Here is a 242-nt window from a genome sequence, read left to right on the forward strand (position 1 = left end):
GTCCAGAAGGATGCGTACTCAAACATTTTCTTGAGATCAGACTCTTTAAACGGCACCCAAGACGCAACCGAGCCGTTGAAATGGCCGATTACGTCTTTTTTTCGCTCTGGGGTGTCAATCGCTGTCGCGGATACTGAGATTCGGTGCTCGACTGGGATGAGTTGCTGGGTGCTCAGCGATATCCAGAGCCGAATCTGCATGAAGAGGTAATGGTAATGCGTAAAAGCTACAGAGTCCTTTGC

1 pseudogene is annotated in these 242 nt (G+C 49.6%); it reads right to left on the minus strand.

Features of this window, described 5'->3' with window-relative positions:
* Positions 1–242, minus strand: a pseudogene (locus AAEZ10_RS27680) (site-specific integrase); the annotation flags it as partial.

The organism is Pseudomonas sp. H26/SER47-MNA-CIBAN-0231 (assembly GCF_040310465.1).
Taxonomy (GTDB): Bacteria; Pseudomonadota; Gammaproteobacteria; order Pseudomonadales; family Pseudomonadaceae; genus Aquipseudomonas; species Aquipseudomonas atacamensis.